Annotated in this window: 24 protein-coding genes; 10 read left to right on the forward strand and 14 right to left on the reverse strand. The window is 71.5% G+C overall.

The features are described from left to right. Positions 1 to 212 precede the first annotated feature (212 nt). The 3 genes from OG417_RS37410 to OG417_RS37420 form a co-directional block, all read right to left on the reverse strand. A complete protein-coding gene (locus OG417_RS37410) occupies positions 213 to 1139 on the reverse strand; it encodes a hypothetical protein (RefSeq protein WP_329239319.1) in 927 nt (308 codons plus the stop codon). A 218-nt stretch (positions 1140 to 1357) separates the two neighbouring features. Continuing rightward, positions 1358 to 2377, reverse strand: coding sequence for a HEAT repeat domain-containing protein (locus tag OG417_RS37415; protein ID WP_329239322.1), 1020 nt, complete (start codon positions 2375 to 2377; stop codon positions 1358 to 1360). 6 nt (positions 2378 to 2383) lie between these two features. Continuing rightward, positions 2384 to 3046 (reverse strand): HEAT repeat domain-containing protein, encoded by a 663-nt coding sequence (locus OG417_RS37420; RefSeq protein WP_329239325.1) that lies wholly within the window; start codon positions 3044 to 3046, stop codon positions 2384 to 2386. A 157-nt stretch (positions 3047 to 3203) separates the two neighbouring features. Between OG417_RS37420 and OG417_RS37425 the strand changes: the two genes are divergently transcribed. Beyond that, positions 3204 to 3611, forward strand: coding sequence for a hypothetical protein (locus tag OG417_RS37425; RefSeq protein ID WP_329239329.1), 408 nt, complete (start codon positions 3204 to 3206; stop codon positions 3609 to 3611). A 59-nt stretch (positions 3612 to 3670) separates the two neighbouring features. On the opposite strand, the gene OG417_RS37430 is transcribed toward OG417_RS37425, so the two are convergent. The 3 genes from OG417_RS37430 to OG417_RS37440 form a co-directional block, all read right to left on the reverse strand. Next, entirely contained in the window at positions 3671 to 5620 is a 1950-nt protein-coding gene (locus OG417_RS37430; protein WP_329239332.1) for an FtsX-like permease family protein, read from the reverse strand. Further along, on the reverse strand, positions 5617 to 6384 hold the full coding sequence (locus tag OG417_RS37435) for an ABC transporter ATP-binding protein (RefSeq protein WP_329239335.1): 768 nt from the start codon (positions 6382 to 6384) through the stop codon (positions 5617 to 5619). The genes OG417_RS37430 and OG417_RS37435 overlap by 4 nt, the downstream gene beginning before the upstream one ends. Positions 6385 to 6467: 83 nt before the next feature. After that, positions 6468 to 7046 carry a hypothetical protein gene (locus OG417_RS37440; protein WP_329239338.1) on the reverse strand — a complete coding sequence of 193 codons (579 nt, stop codon included), beginning with the start codon at positions 7044 to 7046 and terminating at the stop codon, positions 6468 to 6470. A gap of 173 nt (positions 7047 to 7219) precedes the next feature. Between OG417_RS37440 and OG417_RS37445 the strand changes: the two genes are divergently transcribed. From OG417_RS37445 to OG417_RS37455, 3 genes are read left to right on the forward strand one after another with little or no spacing between them, the layout of a single operon-like run. Further along, the gene (locus tag OG417_RS37445) at positions 7220 to 8563 is read left to right on the forward strand and encodes a sensor histidine kinase (RefSeq protein ID WP_329239340.1); all 1344 of its coding nucleotides are present in this window, start codon (positions 7220 to 7222) and stop codon (positions 8561 to 8563) included. Further along, a complete protein-coding gene (locus OG417_RS37450) occupies positions 8533 to 9207 on the forward strand; it encodes a response regulator transcription factor (RefSeq protein ID WP_329239342.1) in 675 nt (224 codons plus the stop codon). Before OG417_RS37445 ends, OG417_RS37450 begins: the two co-directional genes overlap by 31 nt. Next, positions 9204 to 9326: a hypothetical protein gene (locus OG417_RS37455; RefSeq protein ID WP_329239345.1), complete on the forward strand. Its 123-nt coding sequence runs from the start codon at positions 9204 to 9206 to the stop codon at positions 9324 to 9326. Before OG417_RS37450 ends, OG417_RS37455 begins: the two co-directional genes overlap by 4 nt. Here OG417_RS37455 and OG417_RS37460 read toward each other — a convergent pair. Next, a complete protein-coding gene (locus OG417_RS37460) occupies positions 9316 to 10077 on the reverse strand; it encodes a class I SAM-dependent methyltransferase (RefSeq protein ID WP_329239347.1) in 762 nt (253 codons plus the stop codon). The genes OG417_RS37455 and OG417_RS37460 overlap by 11 nt on opposite strands. A gap of 110 nt (positions 10078 to 10187) precedes the next feature. Here OG417_RS37460 and OG417_RS37465 point away from each other — a divergent pair, with 110 nt between their 5' ends. Beyond that, the gene (locus tag OG417_RS37465; protein ID WP_329239349.1) at positions 10188 to 11177 is read left to right on the forward strand and encodes an NAD-dependent epimerase/dehydratase family protein; all 990 of its coding nucleotides are present in this window, start codon (positions 10188 to 10190) and stop codon (positions 11175 to 11177) included. Positions 11178 to 11194: 17 nt separating this feature from the next. On the opposite strand, the gene OG417_RS37470 is transcribed toward OG417_RS37465, so the two are convergent. The 5 genes from OG417_RS37470 to OG417_RS37490 all read right to left on the reverse strand — a co-directional run bounded on the left by OG417_RS37470 (position 11195) and on the right by OG417_RS37490 (position 13965). Further along, positions 11195 to 11650 carry a GNAT family N-acetyltransferase gene (locus tag OG417_RS37470; protein ID WP_329239351.1) on the reverse strand — a complete coding sequence of 152 codons (456 nt, stop codon included), beginning with the start codon at positions 11648 to 11650 and terminating at the stop codon, positions 11195 to 11197. 96 nt (positions 11651 to 11746) lie between these two features. Then, positions 11747 to 11932, reverse strand: coding sequence for a hypothetical protein (locus OG417_RS37475; protein ID WP_329239352.1), 186 nt, complete (start codon positions 11930 to 11932; stop codon positions 11747 to 11749). After that, the gene (locus OG417_RS37480) at positions 11929 to 12279 is read right to left on the reverse strand and encodes a hypothetical protein (RefSeq protein ID WP_329239354.1); all 351 of its coding nucleotides are present in this window, start codon (positions 12277 to 12279) and stop codon (positions 11929 to 11931) included. Before OG417_RS37480 ends, OG417_RS37475 begins: the two co-directional genes overlap by 4 nt. 109 nt (positions 12280 to 12388) lie before the next feature. Continuing rightward, positions 12389 to 13255 (reverse strand): alpha/beta fold hydrolase, encoded by an 867-nt coding sequence (locus OG417_RS37485; protein ID WP_329239356.1) that lies wholly within the window; start codon positions 13253 to 13255, stop codon positions 12389 to 12391. An 86-nt stretch (positions 13256 to 13341) separates the two neighbouring features. Further along, positions 13342 to 13965: a hypothetical protein gene (locus OG417_RS37490; RefSeq protein ID WP_329239358.1), complete on the reverse strand. Its 624-nt coding sequence runs from the start codon at positions 13963 to 13965 to the stop codon at positions 13342 to 13344. Positions 13966 to 14408: 443 nt separating this feature from the next. On the opposite strand from OG417_RS37490, the gene OG417_RS37495 reads away from it, so the two are divergent. From OG417_RS37495 to OG417_RS37510, 4 genes are all read left to right on the forward strand, one after another. Continuing rightward, a complete protein-coding gene (locus OG417_RS37495) occupies positions 14409 to 14951 on the forward strand; it encodes a membrane dipeptidase (protein WP_329239360.1) in 543 nt (180 codons plus the stop codon). Further along, the gene (locus OG417_RS37500; RefSeq protein WP_329239362.1) at positions 14932 to 15129 is read left to right on the forward strand and encodes a hypothetical protein; all 198 of its coding nucleotides are present in this window, start codon (positions 14932 to 14934) and stop codon (positions 15127 to 15129) included. Before OG417_RS37495 ends, OG417_RS37500 begins: the two co-directional genes overlap by 20 nt. A gap of 213 nt (positions 15130 to 15342) precedes the next feature. Further along, the gene (locus OG417_RS37505; protein WP_329239364.1) at positions 15343 to 15657 is read left to right on the forward strand and encodes a hypothetical protein; all 315 of its coding nucleotides are present in this window, start codon (positions 15343 to 15345) and stop codon (positions 15655 to 15657) included. Positions 15658 to 16026: 369 nt separating this feature from the next. Further along, on the forward strand, positions 16027 to 16554 hold the full coding sequence (locus OG417_RS37510) for a hemerythrin domain-containing protein (protein ID WP_329239366.1): 528 nt from the start codon (positions 16027 to 16029) through the stop codon (positions 16552 to 16554). On the opposite strand, the gene OG417_RS37515 is transcribed toward OG417_RS37510, so the two are convergent. Together OG417_RS37515 and OG417_RS37520 are read right to left on the reverse strand one after the other, a co-directional pair. Next, positions 16545 to 17489, reverse strand: coding sequence for a phosphotransferase family protein (locus tag OG417_RS37515; RefSeq protein ID WP_329239368.1), 945 nt, complete (start codon positions 17487 to 17489; stop codon positions 16545 to 16547). The genes OG417_RS37510 and OG417_RS37515 overlap by 10 nt on opposite strands. A 116-nt stretch (positions 17490 to 17605) precedes the next feature. Continuing rightward, a complete protein-coding gene (locus OG417_RS37520; RefSeq protein WP_329239370.1) occupies positions 17606 to 18538 on the reverse strand; it encodes a phosphotransferase family protein in 933 nt (310 codons plus the stop codon). Positions 18539 to 18574: 36 nt separating this feature from the next. Between OG417_RS37520 and OG417_RS37525 the strand changes: the two genes are divergently transcribed. After that, positions 18575 to 19357, forward strand: coding sequence for a class I SAM-dependent methyltransferase (locus OG417_RS37525; RefSeq protein ID WP_329239371.1), 783 nt, complete (start codon positions 18575 to 18577; stop codon positions 19355 to 19357). The last annotated feature ends 71 nt before the right edge of the window (positions 19358 to 19428 follow it).

The raw sequence follows: 19428 nt of genomic DNA on the forward strand, positions 1-19428 counted from the left end.
CGGAGGTCGTTCGCTCTGAGCGAGCACCGCCACGCAGCCCAACCCCCGCATGGCCCCAACGACCTTCCCCCGTACGCCGCCCGAGAACACCGGAGCTCAGGCCCCTCGCCGGCGCGGCTCCGCGCGCAGGCCGCCGCAGATGACGGTCATCATCCGTAGCACCATCCGCCGGTCACCCTGTTCTCGTTCCGCGGCGGCATGATCAGCAGGCTTCATTCGGTGGTATCACCAAAACCTACATGTGGTAGGTGCAAGTGAATTGCCAGGAAGTAAACACAGAAAATAAGGGGCGGCGCAAGAAGTGCGCATATCCGTGAACGTCGACCCAACCAAAGCGCAACCACCAGGAGCAGAGTCGGCAATACCAGACATACCACGAACAGCAAGTAAAGAATAAGGCCAGGGTGGTCCAGGCATGGCGCTGCAGCACCCGAGCCACAATCATTTGTGTTGATCATCGAACCGATACTGATAATTCCGCCGAAGATCCACATAGGCACGCTCAGCAGGATGCTCACCGCATAGCTGATCTTCTGCGCTTGCCCCGGCCTTAAGCTGCTATCACGCAGAGTACGGGTAGCATCGACCGCGGCCACCGCGATCATTCCCCCGGCCACAGTCGTCATGGCCAGCGTTGCCATGGCCCACGCCCACCCATTGCCTCCAGATTCGGGATCACCGAACTCATCGGTCAGGGCGAGCCGATGAGATTGCCCCACAAAGGCAAGAAACATCATGATCGGTATTGCAGCCCAGCCTCCAAGGGCGGTGATGCCGAGAAGAAATCTTGTCTTTATGGTCTCACGACCGATCATCCATCTCCTGCGCACACCGGACGAGAACCGAAGCGATCGCGGAGCCCCGTCACGATCCGCCGACGCTGCGGCAACACCGGAAACCACACCACGACTCGTCGCCATACCGATGTCGGAAGAGGCCGAGTTCTCGCCATGTTCACCGGATCCGCTCGCGCGGGCGGTCGCCTCCTTGTATTCGGCTGCGGCCCACGCGGGCTCCCTGGACTGCTCCGGCCGGGAAATCGCTCGCGACCGCGTGGTGGCCATGACCTGCAACACGCACACAGCAATGACGCCGCCTGCCAGGCAGACCGCAGCCGCGACAAGAAGGACGGTAGTCATGAGATCCAACGTAGTGTGCTCGATCGTCAGCCATCTACCGGCTGGATCGGCCTGGGCGCATTGGCAGGCCGCGAGTCACCGGGCCGTCCGTGCCGCTCGCCGGTGCTGGTTACCTGGCCATGCGCCGCGATCGCACTCGTCCCCACCCTGCTGATCCCGCGCCGCCACACCATCCGACCGGCCGGGACGTGACAACGCCAACGCCGCCGCGGACGAAGTCACGGCTCCTCCCGGGCGCGTGCGTCGCGCAGCCTGAGGATGGAGATCGCGGTAAGCGCGACGGCACGGTCTTCGTCATGTGACAGGTCCGCGAGGGCACGTGACGGCGTGATCCCCGGGATGTCCGCGAGCGCCTCTGTCAGCCGTCGGCGCACAGACGGTGCGTCGGCGCCGCGGGCGAGGCAGTCGACGAGCCTGGCGGCGATCTGATCCGCCAGCGCGGGGTCGGTCGCCAACGCGCTCAGCGCATCGGCCGCATCGGCGTCGTTCGCCTCGTCGACGATCATGTCGATCAGCGTCGGGACCGCGTCGGCCACTCCCCGTGCGCCGAGTGCCAGAGCCGCGCACCTGCGGACCACGATGTCGGAGTCGGTGAGGGCGTCCCGCAGCAGTGCGGTCGCCTCGCCGTCCGGAATCTCGGCGATGGACTGGACGGCGCGTTTCCGCACCTCGGCCGCTGGTGAGCCGAGTCCCTCCGCCAGCCGCGCCAGTCCGCCCCCGCCCGACTGCGCCAGGGCCCATCGGAGGGCTCCGGCGACGTTCGGGTCCGTCTCGCTCAAGGCCGCCTCGGCCAGAGCCTCCGCCGGCAACGGAACCCCTTCGACCGAGGACAGGGCCGCGCGCTGGCGCTTCCCCGCGCTCTCCGAACCCAAGCCCTGGAGGAGCGCGACGATCTGGAGGACGCCCTCCCAGCCGGCGGGTTCGGCGGCACCGATCCGATGGAGTCGCGTGAGCAGCTCCGTCTCGGCCGCGATGCGTTCTCGCGTCTGGCGGATGAGGTCGTCGACGAGCTCCGAGGGCGTGAAACCGGGATCATCCAGCGCGCGCCCGACTTCACGCAGCGACAGCCCCAATGACCGCAGGCTCTCGACGTGGAAGATCCGCCGGATGTCCTCACGGGAGTACTCCCGGTAGCCGGCCCTGGTACGACCCGTCGGCCGCACCAGGCCGAGCGACTCGTAATGCCTGAGCATGCGGGCGCTGACCTCGGACCGTCGTGCCACCTCACCGATCAACACTGCCCATCACTCCTCCTGCCCGGTCGTGCCCAGGGCCACGAGGCGCTTCGCCTCCTCGATCGCGAACTCGAATCCGGCATCCGGGTCGCGCCACAGCCGCTCCGTGGCGATCGCGTGCTGACGCACGCGAGGATCGGGATCCGTCATCGCGGCGCGCAGGGTCGGCATGATCACCTCACCGAGCGCGATCAGCGCCCGGCTGAGACTCGACTGCGTCTCACGCTCGCCTCGCCCGAGTTGTGTCGCCAGCACGCCGGCCAACTCGGATTCTTCATTTTCGGGCACGAGTACGACGGCTGCTCGCCACGCGGCCCGCGCCACCTCGTCGTCGGCGTCGGTCAGCAGCGCTCGTGTGATCGCCGGCCACGCTCGCCGATCCCCGATCTTGGACAGCGTGTGCAACGCCTGGCTCCGTCCCCGCGCACGTTCGGAGTGGAGTTCGTCGATGAGCCTTGGGACCGTCATCGCTGGTGAGTGGCGGGTGAGTGCCCAGGTCAGCATGTCGCGCACGAAGAATTCAGGCTCGATCGCGCAGCGTTCGACGAGCCGGTCGATGAACCCCCGGTCCGGGGTCATGCCGGCCGCCATCGCCACCTGCAGCCGCACCGACGAGTCCCCGCTGTCCAGCCCCTGGAGCGCTCGCATCGTGTTCGTGTCCTCTCTCGGCATGGTCGTCGGACCACCTCCCTGGCCGCAGTGAAGGCCTTGTCACCGTGTCAAGGTCAAGCGGGGGCGGGCCGTCCGTATCTGGGCGGGCCGGCCGCGTCGCACGGCTCGCCCGGATAACGGCTGGTGCACCGGAGCCAGAGCTTGCGATCATCACGGCATGACCGCCCCCGACACCGCGATGCTGGACCGCCTCGCCGCCGAGTGCGCTCGGCTGGTCGCCGCCGACCACGGCCGCCGCCTCGACGGTTCGCTCGCCTCCCTCGTCGACCTGGACGAGGTGTGCCTGGCCCTGCTGGCCGACGGGCCGCTCGCCGAGGACCGGCTCCGGCTGTGGTGGCGACTCGTCGGCGCCTATACCGGCCGGGTCCTGGTCCAGGTGTACGGCGGCACGTGGATCGATCACGAAGGAGGCCTCGCCGTCGAGGTCTCCGGGGTGAAGGCGTTCCCCTTCTCCACCGCGCACCGGGTGCTGAGCGGCGAGGAGGGCAAGAGCCTGGCCTCCTTCGGACGGGCTCTGCCCGTCATCATCGACCGGCAGAGTCGCGCCTCGGAGACTCCCGATTAGCCTCCGTACGCAGCGGTCGGCGGTCGTCATCCGCCCTGACGGAGGCCTCGCACTCCGGCTCACTCCCGTGCGGACACCAGGGTGACGGGTCGCCGCCGCGTGGCCGACAGCGTGCTCCACACACTGGCCGCGCCGGTCACCAGGAAGGCCCCGGGGACCAGCAGGAGCAGCGGGGTCCACGGCACCGCGACGAGCGGCACGCCGACCGCGCGGACGCCGGCCGCGGCGATGCCGGCCAGCGCGCCCGCCGCGACCAGGCCGCCGAGCGCCAGCCCGATCGCGGTCACCGCCGACGCCTCGATCAGCGCCATGCGCACGACCTGGGGCCGGCTCAGACCGGTGACGCGGGCGACCGCGAACTCCGCCGTACGCTCGGCGCCGGCGATGATCACGGCGTTGAGGACGGCGACGGCCGCGTACAGGCCGCCGAGCCCCATGAGGACGGCGAAGATCGCCATGTTCCCGCGCTCCTCCGCCGCGGCCCGGTCGCCGGCCCAGCGCGCCACGGTGCGCACCGTGCCGACGCCGGCGGCGCGAAGCCGCCCGGCGACCGCCGCAGGGTCGGTGCCGGGGGCGACCTGGACCACGGTCTGTGCCGGTGCCCGGTCCGCGATCGCGTCCGGAACCAGCTCGCGCGGCACCAGGAAGTTGTCGGCGCCGTTCTCCAGGGTCGGCGGCAGCAGGGCGACGATCCGCAGTCGTATCCGCTGCCCGCCGACGCGCGCGGTGACCACGTCGCCGAGACGCCACCCCTCCTCGCTCTGCCCTGGAGCCACGGCGATGGTCCGGCCGTGGAGCCGGTCCAGTGAGCCGGCGCGGGCTACCGGCCGGTGCGTTCGCCCGTAGGCCGGCGGGTCCACCGCGACGACCCCCGAGTAGACGGTCCGCCGGTACGCACGGCCGGCCCTCCGGTGCCGGCCCGTCACGGAGACGGGAACCGTGGACTGGACCGACGCGACCGCGACCCCGCGCACCTCCGCGATCCGCGCGGCGGCCGCACCGGTCGAGTCCACGACCAGGTCTCCCGCGACGACGCGCCGCTGCTCTTCGCCGACCATCTTCGCCAGCGAGTCCAGCGTTCCGGTCAGACCGAGGACCAGGGCGACGAGCACGATCAGCGGAGCGGCCGTGGAGGCGCTGCGGCGCACGGCGTCCCGCAGGTTCGCCTGGGCGAGCCCGCCGAGGGTGCTCGGCCGCAGCACCAGCCCGAACAGTCTGCCCGCGAGCGGCACGACCAGCGGGCTCAACAGGCTCAGCGCCACCGCGCCGAGAACTGAGACGCCCAGCGCGATCACGATCGCTCCCAGGACCTCGGACGCCTGCCCGACCCAGATCATCCAGATCGTGAGGGCCAGGAGAGACGTGCCGAAGAACCAGCGGGACACGGTCATCACCCGCGCGGCGCGTCCGGTGGCGCGCAGGGCCTCTAGCGGGCGTACCGCGGCCGCCCGCCGGGCGGCCGCGAGCACCCCGAGCAGCGCCACCCCGAGCCCGGTGCACGCCGACGCGAGCATGATCCCGCCGTCCAGCTGCGGGGAGAACCCGGCCGGCAGGAAGCCGAGCGCGACGAGCGACCAGGATTGCGCCCAGGTGGCGGGCACGCCGACCAGCACTCCCGCCGCCGTCCCGGCCGTGCCGAGCAGCGACGCCTCGCACAGCAGCAGGCCGAGGAGTTGCGGACGGCTTCCCCCGGCCAGGCGCAGCAGCGCGAGTTCCTTACGGCGCTGGGCGACGGTGAAGGCGAAGGTCGAGCTCACGATGAACAACGTCAGGAACGCCGCCAGCAGAACCGTCATCCCGAGCAGCGTCGCGGCGCCCGCGTAGGCGTCCCGCAACCGCTCCCTGGCCTGGCCGGTCGGGCTCGAAGGTATCTCCGCGTCGGAGATGGCCGCCATCACCAGCAGCGACGACTCCAGGAGCGCGACGCCCAGGGCCACGGCCACGATGGCGCCGGCGAACAGCCGGCGATGCTCCCGGAAGGTCGTGAGCGACAACCGCAGCACGTTCATCCCTCCAGCCGCGCGAGGCGGTCGGCGACCGCGCCCACGGAGGGCCGGACCAGGCGGTCCATGACCCGGCCGTCGGACAGGAACACCACGGCGTCCGCGCTCGCGGCCGCCGCCGGATCGTGGGTGACCATGACGATCGTCTGGCCTCCCGCGTCGACCAGACCGCGCATCAGCCCGAGCACCGTACGGGCGGACGTGGAGTCCAGCGCGCCGGTCGGCTCGTCGGCGAACAGGACCTCGGGCCGGGTCACCATCGCACGGGCGATCGCCACCCGCTGCTGCTGGCCGCCCGACAGCTCGCGTGGCCGGTGCCCCAGCCGGTCCCCCAGCCCGACGGCCGCCAGCACGTCCCGAACGTCCTTGCGGGACACCCCGCTCCGGGCCAGTCTCAGCGGCAGGGCGACGTTCTGCTCCGCGGACAGAGACCCGATCAGGTTGAAGCTCTGGAAGACGAAACCGACGGTACGGCGCCGCAACGCGGTGAGGACCCCGTCCGGCGCGGAGGTGATGTCCCGGCCGAGCAGGAAGACCCGCCCGTCGCTCACCTTCTCCAGGCCGGCCGCGCAGTGCATCAGCGTGGACTTTCCCGAACCCGACGGCCCCATCACCGCCGTCCACGACCCGGCGGGGAACCCGATGTGCACGCCGTCGAGCGCACGGATCCGTGCCTGTCCCGCCCCGTACTCCCTGGTCACGCCGCGCAGTTCCACGACGATCCGGCTCACTCCCGCGGGCCGTTCCGGCCCGGTCCATCCCACCATCATGGAGTCGATTCCATCGGCGGGCCGGGCCTCCGTACATCGGGCCGGGCCACCGACCTCGGGTATGCCTGGCCCTACCTCCGGTCTCATCGGTACGCGTACCCGGGAGACCGGGGAACACCCGGCCGGCCCCTACCGAGTCGGCCGGTGAGGACGACCCAGACGGCGACGGCGCCGATCGGCACCGCGGTGAGCAGCGTGGTGGCCGTGACACCGAGGCCGCCGTTCGACAGCAGCTCCCCGGTCAGCAGCGACAGGACCATGTTGTTCCCGGCGTGTGCGAGGCTCGGCGCCCACACGCTGCCGCTGCGCGACCAGAGCCAGGCCAGGGACCTCCTGGAACAGGAAGGACATCGTCCAGACCGCCAGGCCCAGAGCGACGTCGCCGAAGTGGATGTACCCGAGGAACGCCAGCGGGTAGTGCCACACCGCCCAGAGGACCATCCTCTCCTCAGCCGCACCGCCAGCCCGGCGTCGCGGAAGCCCTCGCCGGTGACCCAGCGGCGTACGATCACCGCCGCGGCGGCGGGCGCGAACCCCATGGGGAGCTGTACCAGCGGGTTGACGAGCGAGAGCCCGAGCGCCAGCCGGGCGGTGAACAGGTAACCCCAGGACAGGCCGAAGGAGATGAGGAGGTACGCGAGTACCCCTGTGCGCGTTTTCAAGGCCCCGAACGCACCTTTCCGTGTAAGTCGGACGCGTCCGTTCACGGAATCACCGGGCCGGTGGCGCGGCCATCACGGCGGACCACCGGATCCGAGGTAGTGCTGGGCCTACCAGGTTGATCGCGGCGGCCTCGTGAGCGGCGCGAACCGAGGCCGCCGGTAGCGTGGCGCGTGTGCCCTCCGCCGTGCCGAACACCGCGCTGGAGGCGGTCGCCCGGCGCCGCTTCCTCCTCAGCCGCTGGCCGTGGCGGTCCCTGGGCTACCTGCTGACCGCCGCCGTGCCCGTGTTCGTGGCCGTCCTGCCCCTGGCGCTGCTCACCTCGCCGTGGGCCGTCGCCCTGCGCCTGGCGACCAGGGACGGGCGGCCGCCGTACGGCCTGATCACGTCGCTCGTCGCGTTCGGGCTGCTGCTCGTGGTGGGCATCGGCCCGGTGGTGGCCCTGCCCCTGGCGGGGTTGGAGCGGGGACGGCTGCGCCTGGTGGACTCGCGGCCGGTGGCGTCCGCGCACCGCCGCCCGCCGGCCGGCGGGCCGTGGCCGTGGCTGCGCACCCGCTACACGGAGGCGGCCACCTGGCAGGCCCTCGGTTACACCGCCCTGCTCGTCACCGTGACCGTCGCGCTCTGGCCCGCCGTCCTGCTGCTCCTCCTGCTGATCGGCGGATTGGTCGCGAGTCCGCTGCTGGCGCGGGACGGTCATCCCGTGTCGCTCGTCGTCGGCCACGCCGGCACACCGGCGGCGGCCCTGCCGTACGCGGTCACCGGTCTGATGCTGCTACCGGTCACCGCGTACGTGCTGGCGTTGCTCGCCGGCGTGCACGGCGCGATGGCGCGGGCCCTGCTCGCGCGCGGGACCGGCGAGCGGCTGCGCGCGGAGCTGGTCGAGGTGTCGCGCTCGCGCGCCCGGCTCGTCGACGCCTTCGAGGCCGAACGCCGCCGGATCGAGCGTGACCTGCACGACGGCGCCCAGCAGCGGCTCCTCGGCCTCACCCTGCAACTGGGCCTCGCCCGGCTCGACCTCCCGCCCGAGTCGCCCGCGAGCAAGAGTGTCGCCGACGCGCACGAACAGGCGAAACAGCTCATGGTCGAGTTGCGGGAGCTCGTCCGCGGCATTCATCCCCGGGTGCTCACCGACCGGGGACTCCCGGCGGCGATCGGCGAGCTGGCCGACCGGTTCCATCTCCCGGTGACGGTGAGCGCCGACCTGCCCGCCCGGCCGCCCCGCCACGTCGAGGGCACGGCCTACTTCGTCGTCGCCGAGGCCCTCACGAACATCACCAAGCACAGCGGGGCGACCGCGGCGAGCGTCACCGTAGGGCACGACGGAGACGTGCTCACCGTGGAGATCCACGACGACGGCGACGGCGGCGCGGACCCACGGCGCGGCACCGGCCTGACCGGCCTGGCCGACCGGGTGGCCGTGACGGACGGGAGAATGCTGCTGTCGAGCCCGGCCGGTGGGCCGACGGTCCTACGAGTGGAGCTTCCGTGCAGCCTGAGCGAACCGCGGTCCGAGTAGTCCTCGCCGAGGACGGCGTGCTCCTCCGGGAAGGGCCCGCGGGGCTGCTCCACAGGTTCGGGTTCGAGGTCGCCGCCACGGCCGGCGACGCCGCGACGCTCAAGAAGGCCGTCACCGAGCACGCCCCCGACCTGGTGATCACCGACATCCGGATGCCTCCGGAGTACACGGACGAGGGGCTGCGCGCCGCCGTCGAACTCCGCCGCGCCGACCCGAGCCTGGCCGTCGTCGCGCTCAGCCAGTACGTCGAACTGAGTTACGCCTCCGATCTGCTCGACTCCGGCGACGGCAGAGGCGTCGGCTACCTCCTCAAGGACCGGGTGGTCGACGTCGAGGAGTTCGTCGCCACGCTGCGCCAGGTGGCCGGCGGCGGAACCGTGGTCGACCCCCAGGTCGTACGCCAGTTGCTGCGCCGGCAGCGCGACCCGCTGAGCCGCCTGTCCGCACGGGAGCGCGAGGTTCTCGGCCTCATCGCCGAAGGGCACTCGAACACCGCGATTGCCCGGCTGCTCGTCGTCTCCGAGGCCACGGTCGGCAAGCACGTCGGCAGCATCCTCACCAAACTCGACCTCCCTCCGGACGACGACACGAGCCGCCGGGTCCTCGCGGTACTGACCTACCTGCGGAGCGGCTCCGCCCGGTGACGCGCACGGCCCGCGCCCGGCTCATCGTCTTCGGCGCGAACGTGACCGCGACCAGCACCGCCGGCCGGGTTCGGCGTTCTCCGCGGGAGACTCCCGAGCGGGTGACGGTCAGCGACTGATCACGCGCTGGGCGACGAACACGAACTCCCGCTCCGGGCGGTCCGGGGCCTGCCGTACGTCCAGCACGCGATAGCCGCCGTCGGCCATGCTCCGCTCCAGCTCGTCGCGCTCGCGGAACCTCAGCGTCGAGTCCGACGTGAGGACCGCGCCGTCCGTCAGGAACCGGTAGATGTAGCGGAAGGAGACCAGGGGGAGGCTGACATCGGTGACCTCGAGACGCCGCTCCACCGGACCGATCCCCGGAACGTCGAGGGTGAGCGGAGCCGTGTCGGCGGCCCACTCCGCCCAGGCGCGGCGCTCGGGGCGCCGGGTCTCGAACACGAGGTGACCACCGGGACGAAGCGCGGCGTGAACGCCTCGCAGCGCCCGTGCCCAGTCGTCGTCGGTGAGGAAGACCTGCGCGACGTTCCCGGTCATCACCGCCAGGTCGAAGCCGGCCCCGGGCGCCGTGGTGGAAGCGGCGAACTCGACCATCAGACGCGCGTCGCCGTGCACCCAGGTGATCCTTCCACCCGGGTCCTTGGATCGCGCGACGTCGAGCGACGCCTCCGCCGGGTCGACGCCCACGACCGTACGGCCGCTGTCGGCGAGCAGTATCGCCAGGCAGCCCGTCCCGCAGCCGACGTCGAGCACCCGGTCCGCGCCCAGCTCGCCGGCGATGGCGACGTAGGCCGCGAGGTCGTCCCGGTCGCCGTCGAAGGCGTCGTAGACGGGTGCGAGCCGGGGATGGGCGAAGAGCGCGTCGGGCACCAGGCGACCGTACTCGCGGCGGGGCGCTCCGGCGACGGGTTTTCCCGGTGCGCTACGCCTCCGGTGAAACGACGTGTCGCCCGACCGTCCGGATCGCCAGGATGGCCGATATGAGACTGCTCGTACTGGGAGGAACGCATCACGTCGGACGCGCCGTCGTCGAGGCGGCGCTGGCGCGGGGCGATGAGGTCACCACCGTCAACCGGGGACTGAGCCGGGCGCCCGCACCCGGGGTGGAGGCCCTCATCGCCGACCGGACCGACCGTGACGCCCTGCGCCGGGCGGTCGCGGGCCGGGAGTGGGACGCGGTGATCGACACCTGGAGCGGACCGCCGCGGACGGTGCGCGACGCGTGCGAGTCGCTCGCCGGCCGGACCGGTCACTACGGGTACGTCTCCAGCCGGTCGGTCTACCGGTGGCCGATCCCGCGCGGCGCCGACGAGAACGCCCCGGTGGTCGATGCCGACCCCGGCGCGGAGGACGACGAGGACTACGCCGCCGCCAAGCGCGGCGGCGAACTCGCCGCGCTGGAGGCGTTCGGCGACCGGGCGCTGCTCGCCCGCGCCGGACTCATCCTCGGCCCGTACGAGAACGTCGGCCGCATGCCGTGGTGGCTGCGCCGGATCGAGCGCGGCGGGCCCGTCCTGGCCCCCGAGCCCGAACGCCCCCTCCAGTACATCGACGCACGCGACCTGGCCCGCTGGATGCTGTCGGCCGCGGACCGCCGGATCTCCGGCGCCTTCAACACCGTCAGCCCGACCGGGTACTGCACGATGGGCGAACTGCTGGAGACCGCCGTACGAGTGACCGGCGCGGACGCGGAACTGGTCTGGGTCTCCCCCGAGGCGATCGAGGAGGCGGGCATCAGCCCCTGGATCGAACTGCCGATCTGGCTGCCGCAGGACGAGGAGTACGGGGGCATGCACGACTCGGACGTGTCCGCCGCCGTCGGCACCGGCCTCACCTTCCGGCCGATGCCGGAGACGGTCGCCGACACGTGGACCTGGCTCCAGACGGAGGGAGACCCAGAGCCGCGGCACCGGCTCGGACTCGACCCGGACAAGGAGCGGCGCGTCCTGGAGAAGATCCGCGCCCGGTGAGCCGGCGACGCGAGCCTTCAGGACGGGGGAAGGTCTTTGAGGTAGCGGACGCTGCGGTCGCCTGAGTCCTCGTAACCGAGGTGCCGGTAGAAGGGGTGGGACCCGTCGCGGTGCCGCCCGCTGGTGACCTCCATCCGTACGCAGCCGAGGTCGCCGGCCGTGCGTTCGGCCGCCTCGACGAGACGGCGGCCGATCCCCCGGCCCCGGTACCCCGCGGCGGTCACCAGGGCGACGATGCGGCCCCAGCGTCCGTCGCGCTCCAGGAACGGAGCCGCCGCGACCGCGACCGTACCCACCACGCGGGCGTCGTCCTCGGCGACGAGAACGACGCCGGACGGCTCCCGCTCCCACATCGCCAGGCGCCGCCGTACGGCATCGGCCCCGTTGGCGGGATAGCCCAGGTCGGCCAGCAGTGCCGCGACCGCCGCGGCGTCGTCGGGCCGTGCCCTCCGGATGACGAGATCCGTACTCATGAGCCCTCCTTCGTCGGGGAGTGACCAGGCGCACTGTTCTTGTCGTTTCGCTCGCTCCGCTCGCTCATCGCGTCTCCTTCCTGTCGTGTACGCCGGTCAGCGCAGGCGCGAGGACGAGAGGATCGACGCGACGTGAGCGACGACCATCGCCCAGGTGACGCCCGCGATGGCCATGACGGCCAGCCGGGTCGGTCCCAGACCTCCGGCCGCCGCGTCGGCGACCGCGGCGCACAGCAGGACGAGGGACGCCTCGATGCCGTTCGTGATGCGGTGGAGCTTCACCGCCGAGGCCAGCCGCCGGACCGAGGCGAGACCCGCCGCCCGAGGCCGTGCCGCTTCGTCAGCAGGAAGAGCTGGAACAGCAGCGCCGCCGCCACGGCCCCCGCCGGTCCGGGAACGAGCAGGGCCGGGCCCGAGGCCACGCCGCACACCACCATCGACCACGTCAGGGCGTCCGGCGTCACCCGGGTGCGGACGAGGCGGCGGGTGAGGCGCAACGAGATCCGCCGCATGTACAGGCGGCCCGCCCAGTGTTCGCCGTTGCGGCTCCGCAGCTTCGCGCCCGGCTGGCAGACCTCGCGCAGTTCGGCGAGTGTCGGAACGGCGGCCGCGCGGGGCGTTTCGAGCATCCGGTCAGGATAGAGGCTTCGCGGTCGCCGCCACCCGTGGTGCGCCACGACCCGCGAGGGGACCTCGATCACTTCGCGGGAGGGCATGGGGCGGTCGAATGGACGGGGTTCACTGCCGGGTGAAGGCGCGGATGAGTTCGGCGAGTCTCTCCGGGCGGTCCAGGGGGATGAGCGTGTCGCTGTCGCCGACCTCGGCCAGGTGGGCCTGCGGCAGGAGGGCGGCCAGGCGGCGGCCGTGGTCCAGGGGCATCACGCGGTCCTCGGTCGCCCACACCACGAGGGCCGGGCGGTCGAACCTCGGCAGGCGTTCCGCGGCGGCCAGCAGGATGTCCGGGTCGGCCGCGGCGGCGCGCAGGACGCGTACGGTGTCGCGGCGGATCTCCGGCCGGGTCAGCACGGGGCGCATCCATCGCGCGGTGGCCGCGTCGCCTCGCCTCGTCAGGTGGCCGAACGCCAGTGGCAGGCGCCGTACGGGACGGAGCCGCATGTGCTGCATGAACAGGCCGAACAGCCACGGTGACAGCCGGCCCGAACGCACCAGCGTGCGGCCGGTGAGTCCCGGCGGGAAGTTGTCGAAGGCGTCACACGAGACCAGCACCGCCCCGGCCACGCGCGGCCGGTCCTCGCCGATGAGGAGCTGGACGAGCGCGCCGCCCGTGTCGTTGCCGACCAGGGTGACATCGCGCAGGTCGAGACGGTCGAGGAACTCCGCCACCAGCTTCGCCACGCCCGGGAGCGACAGGTCGGCCCCAGGGTCCATCGCTCGGCGATGCGCGCCCAGAGGCAGTGTCGGCACCACGCACCGATGGTCGGCGGACAGGTCGGTGACCGGGCCGTCCCACAGCGAGGCGTCCATCATCAGGCCGTGCAACAGGACGAGCACCGGGCCGTCACCGGTGTCCTCGTACTCGATGACGCCGCCGGACAGCGTGACCTCTCGCGCGCCGCGGCTCTCTTTCGCTCCGTGTCCCGGCATGGCGGACCTCCGCTCAGGGAAGTGAACCGTATGGTTCACATAACAAGTGAACCATGCGGTTCGCACCTGCTCCCCGGCGGGTACGGCTAGACGGCGGCCTCCTCGCGTTCCAGCGTCCGGACCAGGGCCTCGAAGCCCGCGGCGACCCCGGCGTCGTCCTCGCCGATCAGGCGTTCGAGCAGGAAGCCCCGCAGGGTCGCGAGGATCATCTGGGCGACCTGGGCTCTGCGCTCCTCGGTCCAGCCGTCCGGGCACAGGGACCGCAGCACCGGCAGATACTGCCCCGAGGCCTCCCGGCCCAGCTCGGCGTACCGCACCGGGTCGTACATCGCCAGACCCATCGCCTGGTCGAGCACCCGCCGCAGCCCCGACTCCTCCTCCATCAGAATCGGCCAGATGGCACGTACGCCCTCCGCCAGCGTGCCGCCCCGCGCGGCGATCGCGGGCAGCGCGTTGCCGATGCGGCGTTCGCGCAGCTTGAAGACCGCCTGCCGGAGCAGGTCCTCGGCCCCGTCGAAGTGGTAGAGCAGCACCTTGTGCGTGGTACCGGCCGCACGCGCGGCACGCCGGAGCGAGAAGTCCACGAGCCCGTTCGCCGCCAGGTCGTCGGTGACCCGGTCGAGCAGTTCCCGCCGCCTCGCCTCACCGCGCGGCGACCCCGCCGACCGCCGGTACCCCGCACGTGAGCCGTCATGCGCAGAGGTGTTCATGCCCCCAGCTTCCCAAGCCGCTAGTGCAAGTTCGGATCCCGTCACGCGCTCGACGCATGAAGACCCAGGCCAGAGCGGCGATTTCGACGCTGGGCCTACAACGGTTGCGGCATTTCGCCTCCGGCGGGGGCCTCCGACTCCGGGACGATCGCCCTGCGCTGGTGAGCGTTGTGGGTGGTGAAGGTGGAAGCCTCGATCATCCCGCCCGTCGACGTCCGAGACGAAGCCAAGCAGACCAGGTGCCTCGCCCGCTTCCCTACGGGTGGGACGGACGACGGAGGGGATGACCCGGCAGGAGCTGCAGCGGACGAAGAGTGGCCCCAGCTTGAGCCCCGTGCGCGGGATTGTCACCTGCCTGACAGCGCCGAGTGCGCAATCAGCCGGAGGCCATTGACTGAATAAATCAGGCCGACCGATGCTGTGGCTAAGGCAGGATGGCCCGGGTGACCAATGCGAAAGGTGAAACCTTGGACGGCCTGCCGCCGCTGCTGTGGGACCAGCACTGCTGCCTGCCGCTGACGCCCGACGCCAACGTCGGCCACCTCCTGCGATTCCAAGAGATCGGAGCGAGTTTCGTCTCGGTCAACGTCGGCTATGCGCCGAACGATGCCGATTCGACGCTGACGATTCTCGAATCGTTCCGGCGGCAGCTCGCTGCGGACCAGCGTTTCCTGCTCGCCGGATCGGCGGCCGACGTGGTCACGGCCCAGGAATCCGGTCGGCTTGCGGTTGCCTTCGACCTAGAGGACGCCAACCCACTCGACGGCCAGCTCGACATGGTCGAGCGCTATCACCGGTTGGGGGTACGGACGCTGGTCCCCGCCTACAACTACCGCAACGCGGCCGGCTCAGGATGCATGGATGCCGAGGACGAGGGACTGACCGCCTACGGCCGTGCGATGGTGCGAGAAATGAACCAGGTGGGGATGGTCGCCGACGGCTCGCACTCCAGCATCCGGACCGGGCTTGACCTATGCGAGGTTTGAGCCCGAGACACTCTCCCCGCTCGCTGCCGTCCTTGCCGACCGTGGCTATCCTGACGAGGCGATCACCGGCATCCTCGGCGGCAACTTCATGCGCGTCGCACGTCAGGCATGGAACCCGACCACTGATGCCGCGACCGGACCGCCATCGGACCACGGCGTCCCGGACGGCGCACCGTAGCTTTCCAACGATGCCCCAGGGCCGAGACCGGCACGCCATGCTCGGCGCCTCATACCCGGCGAAGTCCTCGAAGTCCCCGGCGTTGGGATCCGCTGGGTCGATCTCAAGCGATTCCGCCTGCCCCGGCCGGCGCAAAGCGATACGCACATCCTGGAGGCCCTGATCAGGCACGACCACTTCCGGGACGACTACGCAGGGGGCGGGGTCGACCCGGTGGGAACTCGACACGGCCCCTACTGGCTGGACCGCATCTCCGCCGACGCGTACGAGCCGGTCGATGAGACGACCGCGACGTACACCTTGGACTTGTGGGCCGGCCAGTACGGCGAGTTGCCCCGGGCGTTGAAGGTGGCCTTGGAGCGGGACGTCCACGCGCCGGTGCGGGGCGCCACAAGCCGATACCGCCTCAAGGACCTGGGCAAAGGCGCGCTGCACGACTGGGGCGGCGTGCACGGTGAGTTCTACGAGCTGGTCGTGATCGACCGCACTATCGGCAGCCTGGCTCTGATCGTCGCCGCCGACGACTGAGACCGCCGCGGAGCGTCCGCGGCGCGCGTGCGGGCGATGGCGAGGAGGACCTCCTGCCGGCGTTGACCACCGTCGTAGTGCCGTGGTACGTCATACGTCGTGTCGCGTGTCGGGGCGCCAGGTGGACGGCGTCGGCATGGAGGCACCGTGATCAAGGAGACCGCCATGCGTCCACCTCTTCTTTCCTGCTGAGTGACGCCGGGCCCGCACCGGTCCCGGCCCGGACTCCTCATCGCCGCTCGCCCGGCTGTTCCGGCCGGCGCCGTCTGTTCTCCTTGATCGAAAGTTGATTCATGCCTGCTCACCTGCCGAATCCGGCCTGCCCTCGTGCACCCCGATCAACCAGCCGATCGTCGCGGAGTTCACGCGATGACCGGCCATGAGCAGGGCCCGGTCTCCGCGGACCGGGCACGGGCCCTGGGCCGGCAGCTGATCGAGGTGCACCAGTGGCTCCGCGCCGAACTGGCACGGCTCCGCGAGGAGATCGCCGCCTACGCCGGGCGCGGCACGCCGCAGCCCCCGGTCCCGCTGCGGGCGCACTGCACGGCCTTCTGCCAGGCCCTGACCCGCCATCACACGAGCGAGGACACCACCGGGTTCCCGGCCCTCGCCGAGCAGTTCCCCGAGCTGAACCCGGTGCTGGAAGAACTGCGGCAGGATCATCTGCTGGTCGCCGACATCCTCCGCAGGCTGCAACGACTCCTCACGACCCTGTCACCGGACAACGCCGAACCGGTACGACGGGAGCTCGACGGGCTGACCGCCATTCTCGAATCCCACTTCCGGTGGGAGGAGAGAAGACTGGTGGACGCCTTCGACGCACTCAGGTCACCGAGAGCGGGTGAGGAGCTGTTCGGAGAAGTGCTGGAGGCCGTCCGAGGAGACGTTCAGCGTTGAGCGGTCAGCGTCCGGAGGTCGTCGGCGATGCCGGGCAGCGGAGAGACGTTGCCGATCAAGGCGAACCAGTCCCACAGTTCGAGAGCGTGGTAGAGGCGATAGAGGCGCACGCGGTCGGCCCAGTCGTCGGGCAATGGTCCGTACCCGTCCAGCAGGCCGGACAGTTTCGCCTCGTCGTCGTGGACCGAGTAGTACTGCGTCTTGGCCAGGTCCAGCAGTGGATCCGCGGCAACGGCGTTCTCCACGTCGATGAACCCGGTCAGCGTCCAGCCGTCCGCCTCGGGGGCGACCAGGATGTTCCCCTCGTAGAAGTCGTTGTGGCACAGCCTCGGTCCCACGGACGCCGCGAACAACTCGGCCTGGTGCGCGACGTGTTCCTCGATCCTGTCGTGGAGCGCGGGATCGCCGCCGTGTTCGGCGAACTCCCGTAGCTTCTCGGCGAACCGGCGGTTCATGTACGCGGTGTTGTCCGGCTCGGGGTGCCACAGGCGGGTGGTGAGGTAGCCGTAGGCGTCCTGTTCGACACGGTGGATCGCCGACAGCACCGCGCCCATCTGGCGGTAGACGCCGCGGACCTGGTCGGTGTCGAACTCGTCGATGGCCTCCGACAACGGCCGGCCGCTGAGCCTCGTCATGACGGCGAAGGGCGAGCCGATGAGATCCGTACCGTACTCGGCGTGCAGGATCGTCGGCGCCGGCCGGACGCCCTGGTCGGCGAGGACGCCGTAGACGTGTACTTCTTTGGCGAGCTTCCAGCGCCACCGCTCTGCGTAGATCTTCACGACCACCGCGTCCGGCGACCCCGCGCACCGGATCTCGTACACCGTGCTCAGCTCGCCACCCGTACGAGCGATCACCTCGGTGACGGCGGCTCCGGGCGAGACCAGGCTCAGGATCTCGCGGGCCTGGTGCAGGGTGAGCGCTCCGTCGGACACGCGGAACACTGTAGGAGCGGTCTTGGCACCGATCGACTGGATTTTCCTCACGCCGCGAAGACCCCTGCCGGCGTATCGCGACGGCACCGGCCGCCACCCGCCCGGCGGCACGACGTTCAGAGCGAGCGGGGTACGCCCTCGGCGACCCAGTGGCGGATCCGCTCGGCCGCCTGGTCGGCGACGGAATGCCCGGGAGGGCGGGTGACGAGGTCGCTGAGCGCGAACATGTCCAGCACGCGCCCCAGGTAGCCCCAGTCCTCCTGCAGCGGCAGGCCGGCGGGCGGGTGGCCGGCGAATCCGGCGCGGAAGCCGTCGAGGAAGGCCGCCGGGTAGTCGTGCCCGAAGCGCGCCATGTTGGCGGCGTCGCCGTACGGGCAGCCGGAGTAGGCGAACTCCCAGTCCAGGACGGCCTCGACACGCCAGCCCGCGCGGGTACGGGCGACCAGGATGTTCTTGGGGTTGACGTCGGCGTGCACGAGCCGCGCGTGGTCGTCGACGGCGGCGAGTGCCGGGGCGTGGGCCTCGCACAGGGCCGCCCAGGCACGCCGCGTGGCCTCGTCCAGCCGGCTCTCGGAGGCGCCGGCCATGCACTTGTCCGCGAACGCGGGAAGCTGCTCGGACCACGGGCGCTCCGGGCCGGCGGTCAGCGACGCGTCGGTGAAGAAGCCCCGGCGTTCGAAGCGCACCGCGGCGATGCCGGCGACGACCCGCCCGACCTCCGCGCCGAGTTCCCGCATCCACGCGCCGTCGCCCGTGGCGAGCACCCGGGCGAGCAGCTCACCCGGCACGTACTCCACGAGCATGACGGGCCGGGTGCGCTCCGTCGCGGGAAGGACGGCCAGGACCTCCGGGACGGGCACGTGGCGGCGGGCGGTCGCCATCACCGCCGCCTCCACACCCGGGTCGGGGCCGCCGAGCCGGGCCACGACCCGGCCCCCGGCGTACGTGACCAGGCACGTCTCGTGAGAGAAGCCTCCCGCCAGGGTGGACGCGGCCGACACCGCGCCGCCGAGCGCCTCGGCGATCGCCTCCGTCTCCTCCGATCGCATCGGCCCAGTCAACCACTCGTGTGAGAGCGTGGAGGCGTGGAACTGCGTGAGACGTTCGACCGGGCGGCATCGCTGTACCAGCGGGCCCGCCCGGACTATCCGGACGCGCTGTACGACGACCTGCTCGCCCTGACGGACGTCGTGCCTCCCGCGCGCCTGCTCGAAGTCGGATGCGGGCCGGGCAAGGCGACGCTGCCGCTCGCCCGCCGGGGGTTCCGCATCACCGCCGTCGAACTCGGCACGGCCCTCGCGGCGGAGGCCCGGCGCCGTCTCGCCGGGTTCCCGCACGTCGAGGTGGTCAGGTCGTCGTTCGAGGAGTGGGAGCCCCCGGGCACGCCGTACGACCTCGTGTACGCGGCCACGGCGTGGAAGTGGGTCGATCCGCGCGTCCGGTACGCGAAGGCGGCGGCGCTGCTGCGACCGGGCGGGCGGCTGGCCGTGTGGGACGCCGGGCACGCGTTCCCCGAGGATTTCGACCCCTTCTTCGCCGAGATCCAGAAGGTGTACGACGCGCTCGGCGAGGGCGGCGACGACGTGTGGCCGCCACCGCGGCCCGAGGACCGGCCGGACCCGCACGCCGCGGACCTCGCGGCGTCCGGACGGTTCGAGGTCGTGGGCACGCGGCGGCACGTCTGGGCCCTGCGTTACACGGCCGAGGAGTACCTCGCACTGCTCGACACGTTCTCCGGCCACATCGCGATGGCACCGGAGCGGCGCGACCACCTCTACGCCGAGGTCCGCCGCCGCCTCGCCGCCCGCCCGGACGGGCGGCTCACCCGGCACTGGTCGGCCGTGCTCACCGTCGGCCGTCGCGTGTGACCCCCGTGCGGAGACCGCCCGCCGTTCGCCGGGCCGATGACCCGCCAGGGCTGCCCGCTCCGGTCCGCGAG

Origin of the sequence: Actinoallomurus sp. NBC_01490, from assembly GCF_036227085.1 — a bacterium.
Taxonomy (GTDB): domain Bacteria; phylum Actinomycetota; class Actinomycetes; order Streptosporangiales; family Streptosporangiaceae; genus Actinoallomurus; species Actinoallomurus oryzae.

Coding starts and splice junctions, on each gene's coding strand:
- OG417_RS37410 (WP_329239319.1), bottom strand. CDS start 1,139: ATGACTACCGTCCTTCTTGTCGCGGCTGCGGTCTGCCTGGCAGGCGGC.
- OG417_RS37420 (WP_329239325.1), bottom strand. CDS start 3,046: ATGCCGAGAGAGGACACGAACACGATGCGAGCGCTCCAGGGGCTGGAC.
- OG417_RS37425 (WP_329239329.1), top strand. CDS start 3,204: ATGACCGCCCCCGACACCGCGATGCTGGACCGCCTCGCCGCCGAGTGC.
- OG417_RS37430 (WP_329239332.1), bottom strand. CDS start 5,620: ATGAACGTGCTGCGGTTGTCGCTCACGACCTTCCGGGAGCATCGCCGG.
- OG417_RS37435 (WP_329239335.1), bottom strand. CDS start 6,384: ATGATGGTGGGATGGACCGGGCCGGAACGGCCCGCGGGAGTGAGCCGG.
- OG417_RS37465 (WP_329239349.1), top strand. CDS start 10,188: ATGAGACTGCTCGTACTGGGAGGAACGCATCACGTCGGACGCGCCGTC.
- OG417_RS37470 (WP_329239351.1), bottom strand. CDS start 11,650: ATGAGTACGGATCTCGTCATCCGGAGGGCACGGCCCGACGACGCCGCG.
- OG417_RS37480 (WP_329239354.1), bottom strand. CDS start 12,279: ATGCTCGAAACGCCCCGCGCGGCCGCCGTTCCGACACTCGCCGAACTG.
- OG417_RS37485 (WP_329239356.1), bottom strand. CDS start 13,255: ATGCCGGGACACGGAGCGAAAGAGAGCCGCGGCGCGCGAGAGGTCACG.
- OG417_RS37490 (WP_329239358.1), bottom strand. CDS start 13,965: ATGAACACCTCTGCGCATGACGGCTCACGTGCGGGGTACCGGCGGTCG.
- OG417_RS37510 (WP_329239366.1), top strand. CDS start 16,027: ATGACCGGCCATGAGCAGGGCCCGGTCTCCGCGGACCGGGCACGGGCC.
- OG417_RS37520 (WP_329239370.1), bottom strand. CDS start 18,538: ATGCGATCGGAGGAGACGGAGGCGATCGCCGAGGCGCTCGGCGGCGCG.